The sequence below is a fragment of the Paenibacillus wuxiensis genome (genome assembly GCF_040195695.1).
Taxonomy (GTDB): Bacteria; Bacillota; Bacilli; order Paenibacillales; family Paenibacillaceae; genus Paenibacillus_B; species Paenibacillus_B suaedae.
This window is the reverse complement of record NZ_JBEFZI010000008.1, coordinates 319,346-335,868: the sequence shown is the minus strand read 5'-3', so window position 1 is coordinate 335,868 and position 16,523 is coordinate 319,346. Positions and strand designations below refer to the sequence as shown.

The following is a 16,523-nucleotide window of genomic DNA, read 5'->3' as shown; positions in this document are numbered from 1 at the left end:
TACAGGGAGTAGGATCATGATGAATAACTACAAATTATTGACCCCAGGGCCGTTGACGACGACCCGATCCGTTAAGCAGGAAATGCTGCTAGATCGCTGCACGTGGGATGATGACTATAAATCGATTACGCAGAAAATAAGATCCCAGTTATTGACGATTGCAGGAGTAGATTCGGAACAGTATACAGTTGTATTGATGCAGGGCAGCGGAACCTTTGCCGTAGAATCGGTGATGACATCCGTGATTGCTCCAGAACATAAGGTTCTAATCATCTCCAACGGCGCTTATGGGGAACGCATGATACAGATGGCACAAGTGATAGGGCTGTCGTATGTCGAGCATAAGGTAGACTATGATAAGTATCCGGATATGACGGAACTGGGGGTCATGCTTGAAGCTGATCCAGAGATTACTCATATTGCAATGGTCCACTGCGAGACAACGACAGGGATACTGAATCCGATTGATTTGGTCTCGAAGCTGGCCAAAGCTTATGGAAAAACGTTCATTGTGGATGCGATGAGCAGCTTTGGCGGTATTGAGATCGATGTTGCTGGCCTTCATATTGATTATGTAATCAGCAGTGCGAACAAATGCATTCAAGGTGTTCCTGGCTTTGGGTTTGTTATTGCTAAGCTTGATCAATTGCAGCAATGTCAAGGTATTGCGCGCAGCTTGGCTCTTGATCTCTATGATCAATGGAAGTGTATGGACAGGGACGGGAAATGGCGTTTTACCTCACCAACTCATGTAGTTGCTGCATTCTCCAAGGCGTTGGATGAACTGCAAGAAGAAGGTGGAGTCGCAGCAAGACAAGCTCGCTATCAGCACAATAACCTGCTGCTCAGGGAGAGACTTGCGAAGGTTGGCATGACAGCTTACATTAAAGCGGACTACCAGTCGCCTATTATTACGACCTTTCTGTTCCCAAGCGAACAATTTCAGTTCGCCGAATTCTATCAATATGTGAAAGAAAGAGGCTATGTTATTTATCCAGGGAAGTTGACGAATTTGGATACGTTCCGTATTGGGAACATTGGGGAAATCTATGAGGAAGACATTGATCAGCTATGCCGTATAATTGAGCAATATATGAAGGAGCATTGCAACCATGAATAAAGTAGAAGGAATCATATTGGATTGGGCGGGTACGGCCATCGATTTCGGATGTTTCGCACCTGTGAATGTATTCATCGATATCTTCAAGCAGGCAGGTATCGAGGTGACAATGGCTGAGGCTAGAGCACCTATGGGGATGCTGAAAATCGATCATATCCGGGCGATGCTGTCGATGCCCAGAGTTTCGGCATTATGGGAAGACCAGTATGGCAAGCCATTTACAGAACAGGATGTGGAGCAGCTCTATGCGGCATTTGAGCCTGCGTTAATGTCCTCACTAGCTGAATACACAGATCCGATTCCTGGTGTAATGGAAATCGTCGAAACCTTACGAGCGCAAGGATTGAAGTTTGGCTCTACAACGGGCTATACCCGCACGATGATGGATGTGATCGTACCTATTGCGAAGGAAAAGGGGTACATTCCCGATCATCTGGTCACACCTAGTGAGACGGATTCTTATGGCAGACCATACCCTTACATGATCCATCGCAATATGGAGGAGCTCAAGCTCTCCGCATGCTGGAAAGTGGTCAAAGTGGGCGATACGGCATCGGATGTGAAAGAGGGAGTCCATGCTGGCGTGTGGTCGGTTGGTGTTGCTGTCGGCAGCTCCGAGATGGGACTCAGCCAAGAGCAATTCGAAAGCCTATCTGAGGCAGAACAAGCCGAGATGATCTCGAAGACAAAGCATAACTTTATGCAATATGGTGCAGATTTCGCGATTGATACGATGCGTGAGCTTCCGCAATTAATCGAAGCGATCAATCAGTTAATCTCGGATGGAAAGAGACCGGGGTGTTTGATATAAAGGAATATGGAATGGGTTGAGTAAGGTTTGGAATAGAACGAGCTGCCTCTTCAATAAGGGAGGCGGCTTTTTGTTGTCCAGCCTTTTCGGACATTTGCAATATACACGTACTAAAAATCGAATAAAGATGTGATAATATGGGGGAAGGAATTCTAGTAGAATATAGGGGGATTACATGTCCTGGAGCAAATTGAAGCAACAACTGGAGAGCTTTCTCTGTCCTGCGTTACATGGAAGGGTCGAATACCGTGCAACGAGCTATCGTTATTTACCTGATAAAGCAGGTATTTGTTATATTTCGGTAGATAAAAAGAATGTATTCAATATGAGTGATAAAACGAGCTTAATCAAATGGTATCAAACGGAGCAGGAAATTAAGAATGATTCAGATATCCAAATTCCGATCAGCAATGAAGAAATTGAAGCAGTTAGAAAGGATACCAAGGGCGCTCCTGAGGATCGTCTAATCGTCATTGCTAGAAGTAGAAAAATGTCCGGATATGCAAAAGAGCTTTTGTCGGCACAGTCATCATTAAGTAAATCAAATTTTAACGTTGTGGCGAATCACTTTTTAACTATTTCTATAGAGGAAAGCATAGAGAGCGACGATATCTTATTGAATATTCTGGCTTTGGTGGACAGACGAGTTGGGAAAAAGCGAATTTTAAATATGACTGAGAAGATGAAGCTAAAGCATCCCATTGTGCAGTATTTTTATGAGCTACGACGTAGTACGTTATGATAATAAATATATCGTGTCAGGGTTGTTCTCACTGAACACTCGACATATGTGGAGTGTTGTTCACTGTTAGTTTGGAACTGAATTAACGAAATTGGGATTGCCCTCTCTTCAATGAGAGGGTATTTTTTGTTTTCACATGGTAGCGGGAGTTGGATGCCATAGGACACTCGGGGGTGGTTTACAGCTAAATGATGAATTAGAAACGATACAAAAGTGAAATACCAGCATATGGTATAGTATACCTAGGTCATTGTTCTGATAATGATTGGGGGGAAATAAAAGTGCTACGGGAAGTTCTATGGAAGTCGTTGATGATTAACGGTTCTATTGTTATGTTTTGGAGGCAAAGCATATTAGAAAAGTATATTGAAAATATAAGAGAAGAAGGATTCGACGTTTATATCTTTGATTGTGAATCATGGGATAAGAACAGTTGTCTTTTGGAAATAGGCAATACTCTTTAGTTCCCAGATTACTACGGAAAAAACCCAGATGCTTTCAATGATTGCCTCTCTGATATTGTCCCTAGTGGTGAAGGCTTTGTGCTTGTTTTCAAGAACTTCGACAAATTCAATGCACGAGATAAAGACACTGCGTATCATGTGCTTGACATTATCCAAAATAATTCTTGGAAATTACTTGTCGGAAATCAAAAGAAGTTGATCGCTTTTTGCATTCTAGTGACCCTCAGTTACATATTCAATCTTTGGGAGCATTACCTGTACTTTGGAACAACGAAGAATGGCTTAATAAGAGCAGAGGGGTTTAGCCAAGAATCCAATGTGTATGATGTAGAAACTTGGAGCAGAAAAGGGGATCATTAATTGAAGGCAAGAGAACTTACAAAAACCCAATTCAAAGAGGCTTTCAAACGGGGGCTAGGTAATTCATATATCGAGTTAAAAGAGAGCAAAAATCGTGAAAAGTACAAGGATATTGTCCTATGGTCTTGTCTTCGTAACACTTGCTATGACATGCAATGTGAAGGTGGACGTGGAGTCTTTTTATATAATGCAATTTGTCTATTCGAAGATAGGAGCTTCTTTGAAGAGGCAATAATCCAAAAGTTTATGCAGCAAAAGAATCTAGATACATGGTTATTCGATCAGTTGTGCGAGCTTTTATATCTATTTTCAGTAGATGGTAGTATTAGAGCAAGGGAAACATTATATGAAAAACATAATACATTGCTCGGGTTACTTTCACATCGCACCAATCGTTTAGATAAGGATAACTTAGAATGGCTTTGTGTATGGCTAACATCACTAGATGGATTTTCTGCATTCAAGAGCATTGTAAAACAGCTTGGTGAGTATGCCTTAAGAAAAAGTGTTACCGTTGATATGGATTGGTTCTACTCAAACGCGAAAAATAAGTTTGGGGATAAACGTGTCGATAGATATTTGCAAAACAATGCGATTAAATCTGATTATGTAAAAGCCTTTCTAAACTCAGTTTCACACACTACGGTTCAAAATAGAAAAAATATTGATTCGCCCACATTAGAAGAACTGATAAAAGCATCAAGAGAAAAACGTAGCCGAGGGCTTGCACTTCGTTTTGCGAAAATTGCTTCAGAGGATGATTTGCTAAAATTAGCGAAGTACTCCATCGAAGAAACAAATCTAGAAATAAAGTTAGAATTACTCTGGGCTTTTAGAAAAGTTCGTTTCCCATTGGATGAACAATTTATTTTCGAACTTGCTGAAAGTGATAATCAATCAATACGTGATGTTGCTTTTGAGATGATGAAGCATTTACCGCCAGATAGGATTCACGACTACGCGATAAATCTTCTTGAACAAAAGAAAGAACTCGCAAATGCTCTAAGTCTCCTATGTTATTGCTATAAGTCTGAAGATGAAACTGTTCTACTCGAAGGGATTCAAAGTCTGACAGTATCATATGTGGAAGGCGAATGGCATGATGTCTTTATGGACGTTGAGGATTTATTAGATAACCGATCAGTTAAAATCAATCTCGATGTATTTATCTACATTTATAGACAAACACTGTGTTCATATTGTCGTTATACTCTGATTCACAGAATGTCCAAGAGAAAAGTTCTCCCCCAAGAGATCTTAGAAGAGTGTTTGCATGACAGCTACGAGGATACAAGAAAGTTTGCAATTCGAAAACTAAAGAAATTACGTAATTAAGCGATGTGCGGCTGGGCTTGTTTAATCAAACGATCCAATGCAGATGCACTCAGCTCATACTCACTTACAATGTTTGCTCTGCTCTTGATTTCCCATTCTCGTATAGCTGGATCATCTGTTTCTTAAGTTCATCTGAAAATGTTCGTCTTATTCTTGATATAGTAAATCCGCTTCTTGTTGTGATGTGTTCATTCTACTAGCCCTTAATTTTTCTGTTCAACTAAGTGTAGCCGATTCACTCATGAGTAAATGAACGTCTTTGTCTTGGCATAGTAGATCCGCTCCTTGTCATATTGCTCTTATTCTACTAGCCCTTATTTTTTCTGTCCAACTAAGTGTAGCCGATCCAAAACACTATTTACGATGAGAGGGAGCATGAACATGGTAAATCATAATATTAAAACTTCAAAAAAGGACATTGTGGATTATTGGTTTTCGATTGTAGATGAGTGTGAATTAAGTGTAGATGCATCTGAAGCGCATGAAAGATGTTGGAGATGTGGGTACGAAAATTCACTAGAACGTTGTCATATTGTTCCTGAAGCTTTGGGTGGTAAAGATGAGGCTTCAAATCTTATACTGCTATGTCACAGATGTCATTTAGAGAATCCGAATATTGCAGATAAGGATATCATGTGGGATTGGCTTCGAGCATATAGTACGTCATTTTATGATACATTTTGGTTGAAACAAGGGATGAAGGAATATGAATTCATATATGGGAAATCTGTAGAACAGGAATTGGAAGATAGAAGCATAATCGATGTTAGTAAGTTTAATCGAATCGTAGGAGAGCAACTTCTAAATACAACATATCATTTTGGACAGCCGTATCTAAATTCTGCAACATTGGCGGGTATATTTAGAATTTCGTTGAAAAAGTATGAAGAAACTTAATTAAATTGTTTGCGAACTGAGACATAACAAGCACTTGAAGTAAAGAATTTGCTTTTGGAGCAGATCGGGTAATAAATAGGGCGGGGTAATTGAAGGGAGGTAATTAGGTGATTCTGTTTGAGACTGGTTACCAAGACGTATATAATTATATAGTTCACCATTTTTTAAAGGTGGAAGTATTTAATGAAGAAACGGATATTGGGGATATAATTGAAGAAATTCTCCCAAAGTATTTATACAGAGAACAATATCATAAATGTGTAAAAACACTTGAAGAATTATACTACTGGACAGGAGACACATTTTATCATCAAATGAATGCGATTCATGAATTTGTTTTGTATAAATTCATTGATTATATGGCAGATTTGCAAAAGGAATTGCCGGAGTTTAATCAAATTTATTTTGATGAAAGATGTCATTTATTAATTCAAGAAGCTAGTCAAGCAGAATTTGAAGAATGTTGTGAGTTTTCCATAGAAGAACATGAGAGTCACTTTTACGATATCTTTTATTATTCAGATTCTTTGTTTACAGATACAGACTTTCTGTTTATTGATTCTGTATATAATAATCGTAAACTTGGAAAGACAATCATAGAAGAAAGATTGGGTATTAACATAGACTACTATTTTGAATTACTCCCTCTTGATATTCAAGAGCAATATAAAACAAAGCATATTACACTTACCGGTGAAGTTTCTTCAATGTTGGAATATATCACAGAAAGAATACATTACGGAAATTTATATAAATTATTTTGGGAGAACGATGTTCCAGTAAAAGAAGAACGTATACAGCTAATTTTAGAAAATATAATGGATGCTTACTTTTATAATCAAGAAGTAGAAATTACTAGAGAGGCTGCACTGGGAAATGGGAAAGTTGATTTTAAGTTATATAAAAATATTAACGAAGATGAAAAGGTTCTAGTAGAAATAAAGAGAGCAAGCAGTTCTTATTTAAAAAAAGGATATGAAAAGCAATTAACGGATTATATGCGATCTACCAAATATAAGAATGCTTTTTATTTAATTGCTTGTTTCACAGATGATGAGTACGATAAAAGTATGCGATTCATTAGAGAACATGTTTATACTGATACAATTCAATTGTACATAAATATATCCCTATTAGATTTTAGAAAACGTAAGCCTGCTTCAATTCTATGATGACCCGAAAATGAGATGAGATGTGTTATGAGAATAAAAATATCTCTTCTCACTAAATTTCCAAGTTGTTAGGCCAAGTTGAATTGGATAACGAAGATTGTTTCATGAAGAATCGCAGGTGAAGAATACTGACATGCAATCAAGGTGTGACGTCAAATCGTTCTGCTGTGTTATAATTTAGTTTCAACGTCGATACTGATGATGGGAAGGTGAAGCCCATGGATAAATTTAATGATTTAGAGAAGCTTATTAAGCTCACCGGAGATCGTGCCAAGCTGGACGCAAAAGCAAATGATACTTACATTGTATACAAAACTGTAGAAGGTCAAATTGTGAAGGAATACAACAATGGGGATATTGTTCCTGTTGTCAATTCGGATGCTTCTCATGCATGAACCAACGCCAATTATGTATATATTTGCTGGTAATAATGGCAGCGGTAAAAGTACGATTCGAAATCTGATCGTTGATCGACTAGGAATCAGTGTGAACATTGATCCGGATGCTTTGGCACGAGGGATAGATTCTTTGCATCCTGAAAGCCGAAAAGTATCTGCAGGCAAAGAGGCCATCAAATTGGCTAGAGACTGTATTCGTCATGGTAGAGACTTTTCGGTTGAAACTACATTGGCAGGTGGCAATGCTATTCGTCTCATGCGGGATGCTAAGGCCAATAAGTTTGAAATTACGATGTTTTATGTAGGTTTGGGTGATTATCATTTAAATATAGAACGAGTTGCAGCGCGAGTTAGAAATGGCGGACATCATATTCCAACTGAGGACATTATCAGAAGGCATGACACTTCAATTCAGAATTTACTTAACAACATGCACCTAATCGATCATCTAATTGTCATTGATAACAGTAGCGATAAAGGTGATATGGTGCTTCAGATTAGCCATGGCTCAATTACACATCGCTTAGATTCAATCCCAGGTTGGGTAGAACAAGTTGAAAAGAGATATTTGAAGTGATTGAGGTCATACGATATACAGGAGTGAATCATGTTCCTATTCCCAAGACGACACATGCGGAGTGTTCAGTGAGACTTGAAGGAAAAGATACAGTTCAATAAACTGTATCTAATCTAAGGGGAGAGGGGGGGGATTATAATGACTAATCTTTCTACCCTCGAACACTTCAATTTTTGGATAAACCTTAAAGACTTGAAACTTTTCGTTCAGGTCTTTTCTTGCTTCTAAAGCTTTTTGCAGTTCGAATATAATTGGGAGGTGTAATATTAGATCATGGCGATATCCAACAAGTTAACTGGGATTAGAGCTCCGATAAAATCAAATACGAAAAAAATCACTTTCTCAATCGTATATGCTTTTATTTTAGGAGCTGTTTTGGGGTTAGCAGCGAAACTTGTGGATGATCCCGGCGTAAATCCTATACTTGACCACATTGGATCGCGGCTTGGCATGTGGATATTTGTAGCAACGCTTTTATCGGTCTTTAGTGATTCGCCCAAGCAAGCGGCCTTAAAAGTATTTACGTTTTTTGTGGCTCTACTTACCGTTTATTATGTATATACAGTGTTCATACTGCATTTTTTCCCGCAAAAAGTCATTATCTTTTGGAGCATATGCGCGGTGATCTCACCTATTTGTGCATATATTATGTGGTACTCGGGTGGGAACGGATTGTTCTCCAATACGGTGTTATCCCTCCCGGCGGCGGTGTTGCTTGCAGAAGGGTATAATTTACGTAATGCGTACTTACCTATACATACACATTATTATTTAATTCCATGGATGCAGGGAATTTATTTACTCATGATAATCATTTTGTTTCTCTCTATCGCAAAAAAAGGCAAACATTTGTTTTTGACACTTTTGATAACGATTGGATTATCTCTTCTTTTCATATATTTTAATGTTCTCGGTAGGATATTTGGTGGAATGAATGGCTTTTTATAGTTTCTTCAACGCTGTGCGCAATATTGATGTCAAGGATAGCTAAATAGAAGGCTGAAAATGCCTATAAACAAAGGGTTTCCGGACATAGAGTTTCTCGGCTGTTAGGCGGGAGGTGCTAATGTTGGGAAACCCTTTTATTGTTTGCATAACCTATCAACTGTCTTGGAGGTTCAAGAATTGTAGTATCCTATCTGTTTGGTTGACAATGAGGTGGCCCGTATCAGGCAGCAGCTCGATCTTAGCTTGTGGTGCAAATTGTTTAAGTCGATTCATACTCTTGCTAGCAGGTATTAATTGATCAGAATCGCCAAAAAGCATGAAAATCGGCATCGTTAATTGTGAAAGGGACTGATTACTAAATAGCGGCATTTTTGCAGTTCGCGGTTTGAAATTTTTGAATATTAGTGATGCGAATGTTAGATCTACTTCTAATCCGGATAACGATGATGGAGAAATATTACCGGCACCCACTAATTTAAGTATTTGCAGCTGACCCCATTTTCCAAGAAGGGAGAAACAGATTGCTTTCCATAGGAAACTGGCTTTTTCATGTGCAAGCCCTCCGGGACAAAGCAAAACCAACTTGTCAACCTTCTCCGGATAAGTGGTAGCGAAGCTCAATGCCATCCAGCCGCCTAATGACATAGCTATAATGGAACAGGAGCTTAATCCAAATGCATGTATGGTTTCATTCAACCATAGCGCATATGCACCACTCTGGTAACTTGGTCGGCTTGCTGCTGATAATCCTGCTTCTCCAATAATGTCGATTGCATAAACATTGTGAGTTTGTGAAAGAGAAGCTACATCGCCATACCAAGCAAAAGAATTCGCTACGCTTCCATGCAGAAGAATTAGTGGGGGATTGTCCTTTGATCCTGACTCAATGACAAAAGTCGATCCAAAGCTCGTCTCAACTTCATATTGGTGGTTTTCCACTGGCCAGCTAGCAAGTATTTTTCGGTACTGTCCTAACACTTCTCGTTTGCCTACTTCTGATTTATATATATTCTCCATGATATATCTCCCTTTCTTCTCTTTCGAATCCTCAAAATCTTGTTTGGTTCATCACCTGTTGAGGACTTCCCACTCAGTAAGCCTAATATTGCTGATTGGATTTACATAACTACACTAAGTTATAAGTAACATAGGTTAAAAATAACCTATACGATTGTGGGTGTCAATAATTAACTTTCATCGACATTCTGATAGTTGGCATATTCCCTCGAATTTCATCAATCAAGCAATAATGAACGGTCAAAATCCACAAAGGATGTTATGTATATCAAAAATATTAAGTCCCTATATGTTTTTCATATTTTTATTGAAGAAAGCCGCATGCTAACATATACAAATGCAAATAGAGAGGGGAGCATTCAGTGTTCCCGACTCGTAATTTTCATCAATTCGATATAGGTGGTCATAAATGTTAACGAAGTCAGCGTTTCCATTACTGCTGTTGAACATGTTTCTCGCTAATCTAAGTATGGGGCTTGTCATTCCGATCGTGCCGGAGCTTCTTGAGGAGTTTTCGGCAAGCGGACAGGCGGCAGGATATTTGGTCTCTTGCTTCGGCTTGACCCAGTTTATATTCTCACCCATTGCAGGCAATTTGTCAGATCGATACGGCCGTAAACCAATGATTATCATTGGTTTGGTGTTGTTCGCACTCTCCAACCTGCTTGCAGCATTTGCAAGTGATCTAACTTTATTATTCGCATCGCGATTGATTGGTGGAATAGGCTCAGCAGCCTTAATCCCGTCCATTATTGCGTATATTGCTGACATTACAGCAGATGATCAGCGCAGCAAGTCGATGTCATGGTTGGGTGCGTCGATGACATCTGGGTTTATTATCGGACCGGGTGTCGGTGGATTGCTTGCGGAATGGGGCATCAAGATGCCATTCTATGTATCCGCATGTGTAGGAGTGCTGGCAATGCTCTGCAGTTTCTGGGGATTGCCTGAATCGGTGTCGGCGAACATTCGCCAAATGCGTAGTCAAGTGAAGGAAAAGAGGGACAATGTGTTCCGGCAAATCGCACTTTCGGTTCGGTCTCGCTATTTTGTCATGTTGCTCATTGTTTTCACGATGACCTTCGGTCTGACGCATTTTGAAGCGATTTTTCCACTCTTTGTCGTACAGGTGTACGGATTCACGACGGGTCAAATCGCTATTCTACTAACCGTATGTTCGCTCATCGGCACGATGAATCAACTGTTGCTGACTGACCGGATTACACGACGATTCGGGGAAAAACAGATTATTGTTGCCATGTTGTTGTTATCGGCGGTATCCCTTGTATTCCTATTATTCTCTGGCGATTTCTTCTATGTCATGGTAATCACGATGTTATTCTTTACGTTCAATAATATTTTGCGTCCCACGATCAATACGCTACTGTCCAGAGTGGCCGGGAATGAACAAGGGTTTGTGGCAGGAATGAATAATGCCTATACGAGTCTTGGTACGATATTTGGACCGTTGTTGGCAGGGATTTTGTTTGAAGTCCATTTCGACTTGCCCTATCTGTTTGGCGGATTCGTATTGCTCGTGAGCAGTATCTTCACGGGAAGTCGACTGAAAAATCTAAATTCTCCTCAATACGGCTGATATGCTCTCGATAAGATTTGCTTCAAAAAAGCGAAATCATTCGTTTGAAGATGACCCAAAAGATCCCGGATCGTCATGATCCGAGGGTCTTTTTTTATTTCCACATGCCATAAAAATGAACTTCACAATAGGACTTGAATCAATCCATTCAATCAATCCGTTTCTTTATGCGCATGATGCTGAAGATACCTTCCTTCTTTTTTGAACAAATCGATAAAATTCCGGGCCGTGTTGGATAAACGGTGATTCTTTAGCCATATTAGCCCCAGCGGAGAGGACATTCCAACTGTAGAAGAAATTTTATATGCATGAATCGAAAATCCTTTATGCCGATGAAGCAATGTTTCTGGAACGATCGACGAACAAAAGTCAGTGGAAACCAACTCCATCAACAGGGCTATATCGGAACATTCACCGACAACAGGGGGATGCATATCAAGCCTTGAGTATGCCTCCAAGATTAAATAGTGTACACCTAATCCCTGCGTGCTTGGCAATAAGAGCCGCTCGTTAGCCATGTCTGCAAGCGTTACTTCATGTTCAAACCGTTTCTGTTTCTGGGATGTAATCAAATAAAACGGTTCGGTATACAGGTGAAGAACTGAGAAATCGTCCAATTCAAGCGGTAAGCGTATGAATGCTAATTCGACAGCCCGATCCCGGACTAACTGACACAGATGAGCGGACTCATTTTGTTGGATTTTGTACGTTACCTTTGGATAGTGCTTTTGAAATTGATGGAGGATTTCAGGCAAATCAGGAACCGAAAACGTATTTACACCTATCGTCAATTGGCCGTTTACCCCATTTTCAACCTCACTCACTTCCATCTTAGCTTCTTGCATTAATTGATCCATTTGCAAGGCATAGGAATATAAGGTCTTGCCTGCATCCGTTACTTCCATGTGTTTCCCGTTTCTCTCCAACAATACTGCGCCGAGTTCCTCTTCCATTGCTCTCAATTGTTGGCTTAATGGCGGTTGAGAAATATGAAGTCTTCTCGCTGCGGCTGATATGCTTCTTTCCTCCACAATCGCAATAAAATAGCGAAGCTGTCTGATATCCATCGCTGCATAGACTCCTTCCTCATATATGTAAAACATATATATAACTTATTTATTATATATTTTTCGTTTGATCGCCTTCATGTTAGCATATTTCTAAAGAACGTTAAAGGAGACCGAGCGACGTCTCGTCTCTTGCTGCTTGTAATGCTTGTCTTACGGGCTGGTTTGGAAATGGATTATGCGACATGAGGTGATTATTGTGGATTTTGTCAAACGTACGATACAACTGGCTCTTACCAATGTTGAAGAAGGTGGCAGACCCTTTGCCACTGTGATTGTTAGAGATGGAGAAATCATTGCGGAGAGTCCGAATCTTGTAGCACAAACCAATGATCCGACAGCTCATGCAGAGGTGCTTGCCATCAGAGAAGCATGTAGAAAACTGCAAACCGAGCATTTGACTGATTGTGACATTTATATTCTTGCGAGTCCATGTCCAATGTGTCTGGGAGCTCTCTATTATTGCAGTCCTAAATCAGTGGTTTATATTACAACACGGGAAGATTACGCTCCTTTTTATAAAGATAATCGGAAGTATTTTGAATTGGAAACTTTCTATGATGAATACTCCAAACCGATTGAGCAACGTAGATTGCCTATGGTTCAGCATAAAGACGAAGATGCGATTAAGGTATATGAGCGCTGGAGTGAATTAAACCATTGATAAGTCGAACAGTTACAACGAAGGAGGAGACGGAAGTGGCGGACAATGCTTACTGGTTAACGAATGTGCGGTTGGAAACTGGCTATCAATATGAGAATGGCACCGTAACAGGAACAGAAACCATGCTTTTTCATGTACAGATTGTAGATGGGAAAATCAGCGAGATCGTTCCCGCAGATCAAACTTTAGAAACAAATATGCCTATACGGGATGCAAATGGATATCTCATGCTTCCTTCTTTCCGCGATATGCATATTCATCTTGATAAGACATATTACAGTGGCCCATGGAAAGCGCCAACGATTCCACGTAAAGGACTTCTGACAAGGCTGGAGGAAGAAGAGGAATTACTCCCGCGCTTGTTGCCTGTTGCCAAGGAAAGAGCGGAGAACTTGCTGGGATTGCTGACCCATGCCGGTTCGACCCGTATTCGTACCCATTGTAATGTCGATCCGTTCATAGGATTGCGGAATTTGGAAGCCACGCTTCAGGCCGTAGAAGCTTACAAAGGAAAAGCTTCGGTTGAAATTGTGGCGTTTCCCCAGCATGGATTATTACGCAGTGAGTCTGTTTCTCTCGTAAGACAAGCATTGAGAAGCGGTGCTGCTCTCGTTGGCGGCGTTGACCCTGCAACCATTGACGGCAATATCGAGAAGTCGCTGTATACGGTCATGGAGCTTGCGGTGGAAGCAGATGCGGGTATAGATCTTCATATCCATGATCCAGGCCATCTTGGCATTTTTACCTTTCAACGATTGGCCGCGTTAACAGAGGAAGCCGGGTGGCAAGGAAGAGTCAACATCAGCCATGCTCTGGCGTTGGCCGATATTTCTCTGGAAGAGGCAGGTCAAGTTGCAGACCTGTTAGCTGATCAGCGGATTACGATTACATCTTCAGTTCCGATTGGAAAAACAATTCCGATTCCACTTTTAAGCGAAAAGGGTGTGCAAATCTCCCTCGGTGATGACAGCATCACGGATCACTGGTCTCCTTTTGGCAAAGGAGATAGTCTTGAAAAAGCAGGTACATTAGCGGAACGATTCGGCTTGAAGGACGAACGTTCCCTTGGACAAACACTGGGGTATATTACAGGCGGCGTAACACCTTTAAATACAGACGGACAACGCATCTGGCCTAATATCGGAGACGCTGCCGACCTCGTCCTCGTTGATGCAAGTTGTTCAGCCGAAGCGGTTGCACGAAGAGCAAGAAGGGTCGCGGTTATCTTTCAGGGGAATCTGGCGGCCGGAGAACTTTAGAGCTTTTATCATAGAACGTAGAAAGGATGAGCTTCTTTGAATACTGCTTATTGGTTAACGAATGTCCTGTTGGAAACGGGATTTCAGGAAAATAACGGTGAGATTACGGGTACTGAAACCGAATGCTACCATCTCTTGATCCAGGAGGGTAAAGTGGCGAAGATCGTCCCAGCGGTTGAGCCCGTTCAGGATGAACTCCCTAAGGAAGATGCGAAACGGCGTCTGGTGCTGCCTTCATTCATCGAAAAACATTGTCACTTGGATAAAACATTGCTTGGTGATCGATGGCGTGCGGTAACACCTGCAAGCCATATTTTTGAACGGTTTGACATCGAGAAGCAAGTACTTCCTTCTTTGGAAACAACGACGCAAGAACGTGCGGAACAGCTGCTCGATATTTATGTGAAGTCTGGTGTAACGCATGTGCGCACACATGTCGATGTTTATCCTGAGGTTGGATTGGGGAATTTGGAACAAGTGAAGCGAGCATTGCAAACATTTGACGGGAAGTTGACCTACGAAATCGTTGCTTTTCCACAGCACGGTTTATTGCGTTCCAAGTCGAAGCAGTTGGTTCGGGAAGCCCTTCGCCAAGGAGCAAGCTTCGTAGGTGGTGTCGATCCAGCCACGGTGGATGGTGATCTAGAAGCCTCCTTGCAGGAAATGGTGGAGCTAGCCGTAGAAGGAAATGCGGGCATTGACCTGCACTTGCATGACGCCGATCATCTTGGTGTGTTTACGATCAAACGATTGGCCCAGCTAACGAAAGAAGCAGGATTGCAAGGCAAGGTTGCCGTCAGCCATGCCTTTGGGTTGGGGGATATTTCTCAAGCTCAAGCGGAAGTCATGGGAGAGCTTCTGGCGGATGCAGGGGTCTCCATTATTACTAGCGTACCGATAAACCGAAAGTTTCCGCCAGTCGGTCTATTACATCAGAAAGGTGTTACGGTTGCTGTCGGATGCGATAATATTTTTGACGTGTGGTCGCCTTTTGGAGATGGGGATATTTTGAAACGCGCTGGTCGTTTGGCGGAAATGTACGGATGGTCCGATGAGCGGGCATTAGCCCGGACGCTACAATTTATTACCGATGGCAAGACACCATTAAATGATAATGGCGAAAGAGTATGGCCCAAAGTCGGAGACGATGCAAATATGGTGCTAGTCGAAGCTTCTTGTTCGGCTGAAGCCATCGCAAGAAGTTCGAAACGTGTCGCTACGATGTTCCGGGGCAATATCGTATCCGGTTCAGTGTAATGTGAAATACGCATCGCGTGTGCGCAGTCTTCCGATGGTGAACACGCTTCGCTTGTGAGGTAGTTTGGAGTGTTCTTCACTGTTGGTACGGAAAGATAAATAAAATGTATCGATGCTCAGACCCTTCCTTTGACTGGAAGGGTTTTTCACTTTTGAGTGGAATTTTTTATGTAGAGTGAACAATCGGAATGTAAAGGGAGATAATATGGCAAATCCACTTTCAAACAAAAAGAAAATTCGTGGTTGGAAGCGTAGAATGAAGCAAATTGAACAATGGAAACAACGTCATATTGATTTAGACATAGAACAATTATGTCAAAACAAAAGAGACTATGTAAAGTTGTGGGGGATTGACCCTTTTTACCGGTTTACTAGACGCAATCCTCCGATATGGTATTCTCGTTTAATACTTGAGGCAATGATAGAAGTTTACCGATCTTGGTTCGGGCAGATGAAAAGATTAAATGAACCATTCTATCTAAAAATTTGGCTCTATAATCCGAACTTTATTAATTCACAAATTGTTGTCGCTTTTCGTGAATGTTTACATTATTACGATAATACATTCGATAAAAGCAACGATAAAAAGGCATTTCCCTTACATTTGTATGGGGACATACCTGGTCTTCAAGAATTAAACTGGGAACTTGCTATAGATTCAGATGATTATTGGCTTTCTGGCCTAGAAGAAGATATTTGTTTGGGATTTAGGAGTGGTAAGGATATTGAAGATATAAAAAACAAAGCATATAAGTGCGCAACTGTAAAAATAAGTGTCGGTGAGGATACTGTCTATAATGTTAGAGTTGGAGATGTTTGGTTAAGCGAGATTGTATAG

At 40.8% G+C, this 16,523-nt stretch carries 17 protein-coding genes; 15 read left to right on the top strand and 2 right to left on the bottom strand.

Annotated elements, in window-relative coordinates:
- Window positions 1-19 precede the first annotated feature (19 nt).
- From phnW to ABN764_RS20285, 10 genes are all read left to right on the top strand, one after another.
- Window positions 20-1,120 (top strand): 2-aminoethylphosphonate--pyruvate transaminase, encoded by a 1,101-nt coding sequence (gene phnW, locus ABN764_RS20330; protein WP_446672960.1) that lies wholly within the window; start codon window positions 20-22, stop codon window positions 1,118-1,120.
- Entirely contained in the window at window positions 1,113-1,931 is an 819-nt protein-coding gene (gene phnX, locus ABN764_RS20325; protein WP_446672917.1) for a phosphonoacetaldehyde hydrolase, read from the top strand. Before phnW ends, phnX begins: the two co-directional genes overlap by 8 nt.
- A 175-nt stretch (window positions 1,932-2,106) precedes the next feature.
- Window positions 2,107-2,673 (top strand): SF0329 family protein, encoded by a 567-nt coding sequence (locus tag ABN764_RS20320; protein WP_446672916.1) that lies wholly within the window; start codon window positions 2,107-2,109, stop codon window positions 2,671-2,673.
- A gap of 518 nt (window positions 2,674-3,191) precedes the next feature.
- The gene (locus tag ABN764_RS20315) at window positions 3,192-3,497 is read left to right on the top strand and encodes a hypothetical protein (protein WP_446672959.1); all 306 of its coding nucleotides are present in this window, start codon (window positions 3,192-3,194) and stop codon (window positions 3,495-3,497) included.
- Window positions 3,498-4,832 (top strand): hypothetical protein, encoded by a 1,335-nt coding sequence (locus tag ABN764_RS20310; protein ID WP_446672915.1) that lies wholly within the window; start codon window positions 3,498-3,500, stop codon window positions 4,830-4,832.
- Between the two features lie 381 nt (window positions 4,833-5,213).
- A complete protein-coding gene (locus ABN764_RS20305) occupies window positions 5,214-5,729 on the top strand; it encodes an HNH endonuclease (RefSeq protein ID WP_446672914.1) in 516 nt (171 codons plus the stop codon).
- A 107-nt stretch (window positions 5,730-5,836) separates the two neighbouring features.
- Entirely contained in the window at window positions 5,837-6,901 is a 1,065-nt protein-coding gene (locus tag ABN764_RS20300) for a DUF8371 domain-containing protein (RefSeq protein ID WP_446672913.1), read from the top strand.
- Between the two features lie 218 nt (window positions 6,902-7,119).
- Window positions 7,120-7,296, top strand: coding sequence for a hypothetical protein (locus tag ABN764_RS20295; RefSeq protein WP_197035287.1), 177 nt, complete (start codon window positions 7,120-7,122; stop codon window positions 7,294-7,296).
- Window positions 7,289-7,876, top strand: coding sequence for an ATPase (locus ABN764_RS20290; protein ID WP_446672912.1), 588 nt, complete (start codon window positions 7,289-7,291; stop codon window positions 7,874-7,876). The genes ABN764_RS20295 and ABN764_RS20290 overlap by 8 nt, the downstream gene beginning before the upstream one ends.
- Before the next feature lie 273 nt (window positions 7,877-8,149).
- Window positions 8,150-8,824 (top strand): hypothetical protein, encoded by a 675-nt coding sequence (locus ABN764_RS20285; protein ID WP_446672911.1) that lies wholly within the window; start codon window positions 8,150-8,152, stop codon window positions 8,822-8,824.
- Window positions 8,825-8,977: 153 nt separating this feature from the next.
- On the opposite strand, the gene ABN764_RS20280 is transcribed toward ABN764_RS20285, so the two are convergent.
- Window positions 8,978-9,841, bottom strand: a complete 864-nt coding sequence (locus tag ABN764_RS20280; protein ID WP_446672910.1) for an alpha/beta fold hydrolase — start codon at window positions 9,839-9,841, stop codon at window positions 8,978-8,980.
- Between the two features lie 409 nt (window positions 9,842-10,250).
- Between ABN764_RS20280 and ABN764_RS20275 the strand changes: the two genes are divergently transcribed.
- Window positions 10,251-11,438, top strand: coding sequence for an MFS transporter (locus ABN764_RS20275; protein WP_446672909.1), 1,188 nt, complete (start codon window positions 10,251-10,253; stop codon window positions 11,436-11,438).
- Between the two features lie 152 nt (window positions 11,439-11,590).
- Here the strand turns inward: ABN764_RS20275 and ABN764_RS20270 are convergent, their stop codons facing one another.
- Window positions 11,591-12,505, bottom strand: coding sequence for a LysR family transcriptional regulator (locus ABN764_RS20270; protein WP_315746919.1), 915 nt, complete (start codon window positions 12,503-12,505; stop codon window positions 11,591-11,593).
- 199 nt (window positions 12,506-12,704) lie between these two features.
- Between ABN764_RS20270 and ABN764_RS20265 the strand changes: the two genes are divergently transcribed.
- The 4 genes from ABN764_RS20265 (at window position 12,705) to ABN764_RS20250 (ending at window position 16,523) form a co-directional block, all read left to right on the top strand.
- Window positions 12,705-13,169 carry a nucleoside deaminase gene (locus ABN764_RS20265; protein WP_446672908.1) on the top strand — a complete coding sequence of 155 codons (465 nt, stop codon included), beginning with the start codon at window positions 12,705-12,707 and terminating at the stop codon, window positions 13,167-13,169.
- Window positions 13,170-13,204: 35 nt separating this feature from the next.
- Window positions 13,205-14,428 (top strand): amidohydrolase, encoded by a 1,224-nt coding sequence (locus ABN764_RS20260; protein ID WP_446672958.1) that lies wholly within the window; start codon window positions 13,205-13,207, stop codon window positions 14,426-14,428.
- A gap of 36 nt (window positions 14,429-14,464) precedes the next feature.
- Window positions 14,465-15,685 carry an amidohydrolase gene (locus tag ABN764_RS20255; RefSeq protein ID WP_446672907.1) on the top strand — a complete coding sequence of 407 codons (1,221 nt, stop codon included), beginning with the start codon at window positions 14,465-14,467 and terminating at the stop codon, window positions 15,683-15,685.
- 205 nt (window positions 15,686-15,890) lie between these two features.
- Window positions 15,891-16,523 carry a hypothetical protein gene (locus ABN764_RS20250; RefSeq protein WP_446672906.1) on the top strand — a complete coding sequence of 211 codons (633 nt, stop codon included), beginning with the start codon at window positions 15,891-15,893 and terminating at the stop codon, window positions 16,521-16,523.

Coding starts and splice junctions, on each gene's coding strand:
- ABN764_RS20305 (WP_446672914.1), top strand. CDS start 5,214: ATGGTAAATCATAATATTAAAACTTCAAAAAAGGACATTGTGGATTAT.
- ABN764_RS20275 (WP_446672909.1), top strand. CDS start 10,251: ATGTTAACGAAGTCAGCGTTTCCATTACTGCTGTTGAACATGTTTCTC.
- ABN764_RS20250 (WP_446672906.1), top strand. CDS start 15,891: ATGGCAAATCCACTTTCAAACAAAAAGAAAATTCGTGGTTGGAAGCGT.
- phnW (WP_446672960.1), top strand. CDS start 20: ATGAATAACTACAAATTATTGACCCCAGGGCCGTTGACGACGACCCGA.
- ABN764_RS20320 (WP_446672916.1), top strand. CDS start 2,107: ATGTCCTGGAGCAAATTGAAGCAACAACTGGAGAGCTTTCTCTGTCCT.
- ABN764_RS20290 (WP_446672912.1), top strand. CDS start 7,289: ATGCATGAACCAACGCCAATTATGTATATATTTGCTGGTAATAATGGC.
- ABN764_RS20285 (WP_446672911.1), top strand. CDS start 8,150: ATGGCGATATCCAACAAGTTAACTGGGATTAGAGCTCCGATAAAATCA.
- ABN764_RS20270 (WP_315746919.1), bottom strand. CDS start 12,505: ATGGATATCAGACAGCTTCGCTATTTTATTGCGATTGTGGAGGAAAGA.
- phnX (WP_446672917.1), top strand. CDS start 1,113: ATGAATAAAGTAGAAGGAATCATATTGGATTGGGCGGGTACGGCCATC.
- ABN764_RS20295 (WP_197035287.1), top strand. CDS start 7,120: ATGGATAAATTTAATGATTTAGAGAAGCTTATTAAGCTCACCGGAGAT.
- ABN764_RS20280 (WP_446672910.1), bottom strand. CDS start 9,841: ATGGAGAATATATATAAATCAGAAGTAGGCAAACGAGAAGTGTTAGGA.